At 47.0% G+C, this 4,100-nt stretch carries 5 protein-coding genes; 3 read left to right on the forward strand and 2 right to left on the reverse strand.

Annotation, left to right across the window (positions count from 1 at the left end; all coding sequences use genetic code 11):
- Positions 1-86: 86 nt before the first annotated feature.
- On the reverse strand, positions 87-626 hold the full coding sequence (locus BP727_RS10670) for a hypothetical protein (RefSeq protein ID WP_286858762.1): 540 nt from the start codon (positions 624-626) through the stop codon (positions 87-89).
- 376 nt (positions 627-1,002) lie between these two features.
- On the reverse strand, positions 1,003-1,356 hold the full coding sequence (locus tag BP727_RS10675) for a winged helix-turn-helix transcriptional regulator (RefSeq protein WP_276836166.1): 354 nt from the start codon (positions 1,354-1,356) through the stop codon (positions 1,003-1,005).
- A 98-nt stretch (positions 1,357-1,454) separates the two neighbouring features.
- On the opposite strand from BP727_RS10675, the gene BP727_RS10680 reads away from it, so the two are divergent.
- The 3 genes from BP727_RS10680 to BP727_RS10690 form a co-directional block, all read left to right on the forward strand.
- Positions 1,455-2,654 carry an aldo/keto reductase gene (locus BP727_RS10680; protein ID WP_286858765.1) on the forward strand — a complete coding sequence of 400 codons (1,200 nt, stop codon included), beginning with the start codon at positions 1,455-1,457 and terminating at the stop codon, positions 2,652-2,654.
- A 911-nt stretch (positions 2,655-3,565) separates the two neighbouring features.
- On the forward strand, positions 3,566-3,775 hold the full coding sequence (locus BP727_RS10685) for a hypothetical protein (RefSeq protein WP_157863683.1): 210 nt from the start codon (positions 3,566-3,568) through the stop codon (positions 3,773-3,775).
- Between the two features lie 96 nt (positions 3,776-3,871).
- On the forward strand, positions 3,872-4,100 hold a 229-nt coding region (locus tag BP727_RS10690), incomplete at its 3' end, for a helix-turn-helix domain-containing protein (protein WP_286858767.1).

The following is a 4,100-nucleotide window of genomic DNA, read 5'->3' on the forward strand; positions in this document are numbered from 1 at the left end:
CATTCCCCGCACCTAATCACTACCAATCCATAAAGAGGCGTATTTTTCTCTTTTGATATGTCAAACCATTTGGCAGACTTCTGCAGCTATATCTTTAACGATTCTCTAAGTTGTCTTTTAATCTCTGAGAATTCTTCATCATTGATGCGATAAGATTCAATTTTGGAACCGCTCCACCAGTCGAATTTGGCTTCATTGAGAATGCTGATGAGCAGTGTATGAGTCTCAAGCCAATCATAATCTATGCCTTGCTCACGCAGTGCTCTTGTGAATTGGGGGCAGATGTAAGCTATGCATTTTGGCGTCTTATGCGTTTTAAGGATGCAGCCTTTCTCGCTGGAATAGGGGCAAGATTTTGTTAAGTCGCCAACGCCATAAATCCTTATTCGCTCTTCATCCAGTTCGCTGCAACCGGCGATGATTTTTCGATATTCAACGATATTTTCATTGCAGCAACCATTACATGTTCTGCCATAATTCTCTTTACAGTAGCCAGTACTCTCAAAAAAAATATGGAGCAATAACTCCAGCTCCAGATACCTGGCCAGGGGCTTGCTTAAAGCGGGGGGAATTCTCTCAGGCATAATAGCTTTCTCTCCGCCTATCGGAATTGAATCTGACTTCAATTATCCCATCCCACCTGCGTTTTCTACACTATTAAGCCTGTTCCTTAATAACTATTCCTGATACTACGTTGACCATATAGATCTGCAGCGTTTTGCGCTCGGGACAAGCACATTATCGCCAACAAGACTCGTGGGCCAAAAGAAGCCGATAAAATCATTCAGCCCGGATCATTCCGAAGTTCTCGCCATGCACAAAGCGCGGCATAAGTTCATGTGGCGGAGCAGCCATGGCCAGTGTCTCACGATGCATGTGGGAGGTGTATCTGGGAGATATTCTGGGTCTATAATTACCATCCTTTTGCAAAATTAAAATATGATTGCTAATTAATTTATGAAAATATAATCACTTTTATAATCATAGAGTATTAAATGTCGTTTATTCTTCACATTGGTACTTAATGCGGTCTCTCATGTGTTCAGATCCCCACACACAAAGCTGGTAGAGGATCGGCATCAGGGATTTGCCCATTTCTGTGAGAGAATACTCTACCTTCGGCGGGACCTGGGTGTAAACCTTCCTGGAGATAAGCCCATCTTCCTCAAGCTGGCGAAGCTGTTTTGTAAGCATCCTCTGGGATATTCTGGGCTGTAGCCGGTCCAGTAACTGGCTAAAACGCAGCGTCTCATCGTTCAGCTCATATATGATCAACGGTTTCCATTTCCCTCCGATCACATCCAGGGTTGCATCCATTGGCCAATCGTACTTGTTTTCCTTGGGGATAGAGTTCATCGGTATCAATCCTGTTCGTGTGTAACATATCTGTCTGTATTACCAATTTATACCTGACGTGCTTCGGGTATATCATAAAGATACAGGTGAATGGAAAAATGCTGTATAGGAATAATCCTAAAAATGGAGACGAGCTTTCCATACTTGGATTCGGATGCATGCGCCTCCCATTAAAAGAGGACGGTTCTATAGATGAAGAAAGAGCCACCAATCAGTTGCGCTATGCAATCGATTGCGGAGTAAACTATGTAGATACGGCCTGGCCTTATCATATGGAACAGAGCGAGCCCTTTTTAGGTCGCGCTCTTGCCAACGGATACTGCGGGAAGGTCAAGCTCGCAACAAAGCTTCCAAGCTGGATGGTAAAAGGCCGGGAGGATATGGACTTTTTCCTAAACTCGCAGCTGGAGAAGCTCAATACCGATCACATTGACTATTACCTCATCCACGCTCTGGTTGGTGACCTGTGGGATCATCTTGAAAGGCTAGGCATAGCTGACTTCCTCGACGAAGCAAAAGCCGATGGCCGCATAATTAACGCAGGTTTTTCTTTTCATGGCGCGGGAGAGGATTTCAAGAGGATAGTGGATGCTTACGATTGGGACTTTTGTCAGATACAATATAACTTCCTGGACGAAAAGAACCAGGCAGGCACCGAGGGTTTGGAATATGCAAGCTTAAAAGGCCTTGGTGTAATCATTATGGAGCCCCTCCGTGGAGGGATGCTCGCAAGCCATACGCCTCCCGCGGTGAAAGAGATCTGGGACGAGGCCCCAACGAAAAGGACAGCTGCAGAATGGGCTCTTCGCTGGGTATGGAACCGTCCAGAGGTCACCGTTGCCCTCTCCGGGATGAATGATGAGAAACATATTGAAGAGAATCTTGCGGTGGCAGACAGTGCACAGCCGAATTCCCTGACGGAAGCTGAATTGCAGCTGGCAAAAAGAGCGGAGCGGAAGTACCGTGAGCTGATGAAAGCAGGCTGTACGGGCTGCAGATACTGTATGCCCTGTCCGGAGGGGGTGAATATCCCCTTATGTTTCGAATTGTACAACAACCTTCATATGTCCGGCAATGCGAATGAGGCAAAGTTCCTTTATGCTGCCTCCTTGGGTGGCGTCCTATCCACAGGAGAGATCGCGTTCGCATCACAGTGCGTGCAATGTGGAAAATGCCTTGAAAAATGTCCTCAGCACCTTGAGATCCCGAAGCTTCTCGAATCCGTTGTAGACGAGCTCGAAGGACCTGATCTGGAGATGAGAGTTGCGATGGCTAAGGAGGCGTTCAAGCGGACCTAGGAGGATGATCGAAGAAGGCTCATCATTTTCCGGTAGCTCCCTCTCCGGCCAGGCACCGGTTGCAGGTCGATCCCAAATCCTCCTGCACCGGCGCCCCTCACTGCCGCTGAAAAGGGCCTTTGCCCATCTTGAGGACAAAGCACAGCACACCGATATGTCGTGGTCAGCGTCATCTTGCCGGCTTCACCGGATGGATTCAAATCCTTATCTTACGCCGGCGCGGGTGTCAGACCATTTATTCAATCCCCAGGGCAATAAAACCACCATTGCTCCAAAGAGAATTATCGCATATATTTGGGACATAATATCCATGCATCATCACCTCCTTTCTGTTCCTCATCTTGCCCTGGCACATCTTGCACTATAAATGCTGCGGTCAAATAGTGAAAAATATAGATCAAAAATGCCTTCAAAGCAAAATTATCCTCCCAAATAATGAAAAAATTGGCATATTATTAAATGATAAATTAACCAAAAAAGGAAAATGGATTATTGGACAAAAAGGTAAATTGCCAGAAAATATGCGCAGCCTCTCCTCAGCCACAACCGACATCGAGTGTGCAAATGGCCTATTGCTCAGGAGATCCATCTGGCGAGATCAAGCTCGCGTCCGATTATCCTGGGGCCTTCAACGCCATCGGCTGGCAGGCCGACTGGACTTGATGAAAGCCGCTGGCCTGAGGGCTCCTCGCTATTTGGAATGGGTGAACTTGAATCGGAAATTCCCTGTATCTTTTCGCCTCTGTGGTGAACCGCGATGCTCTGACCCAACCACAGAGGCGCAGAGGAACAAAAGACCATATTCCCTGCCTTAACTCACCCACATATTTCAGCGAAGAGCCCATAATTGCCTGCCGGTCCTGGCACAGCTTGCGCTGGATGTATAATATTATGGCAGATACACCAGCCTGTTGGACGGATCGGCCAGGACTGCTCTTGAATTTGAGGATTCACCCATACAGCACAGATTGTGTCTCATCCGCATCCAGTGTGGTATCATCATCCTGGGAAGACGGATGCTGCAATATGGATCCCACGGCGGAATTGTGATCGCCCATGATGAATGCCTCGCTCTTGATCACATCCGGCTCATCCTCTTCGGTTATAACGTCGGGGTGTAGGGGCAGAGAAGACCCCTCTCCTTCAGGGGAGGGGACGAATCGTGCCCCACTATTATGCAGAAACTATAAATATAACAAAATGCATAACAGATATCTATGCTCAAGGCATACAAGTTTAGGATCTATCCAACAAAGTCCCAAAGGACGAAGATGGAGCAGACCCTAGATCTATGCCGATGGACATACAATCAAACATTAGCCTATCGAAAGAATGCCTGGGAGAAAGAAGGCAAATCCATCTCAAAATACGAGACTCACAACCTTCTTCCAACTTGGAAAGAGATTAAACCAGAACTCGGTGGTGTCTTTTCCCAAACCCTTCAGA

The organism is Methanosaeta sp. UBA356 (genome assembly GCF_002496465.1).
GTDB lineage: Archaea > Halobacteriota > Methanosarcinia > Methanotrichales > Methanotrichaceae > Methanothrix > Methanothrix soehngenii.

Bases quoted from the DNA above. Each gene is read 5' to 3' on its own strand.
- BP727_RS10675 (WP_276836166.1), bottom strand. From the start codon at position 1,356: ATGAACTCTATCCCCAAGGAAAACAAGTACGATTGGCCAATGGATGCA.
- BP727_RS10680 (WP_286858765.1), top strand. From the start codon at position 1,455: ATGCTGTATAGGAATAATCCTAAAAATGGAGACGAGCTTTCCATACTT.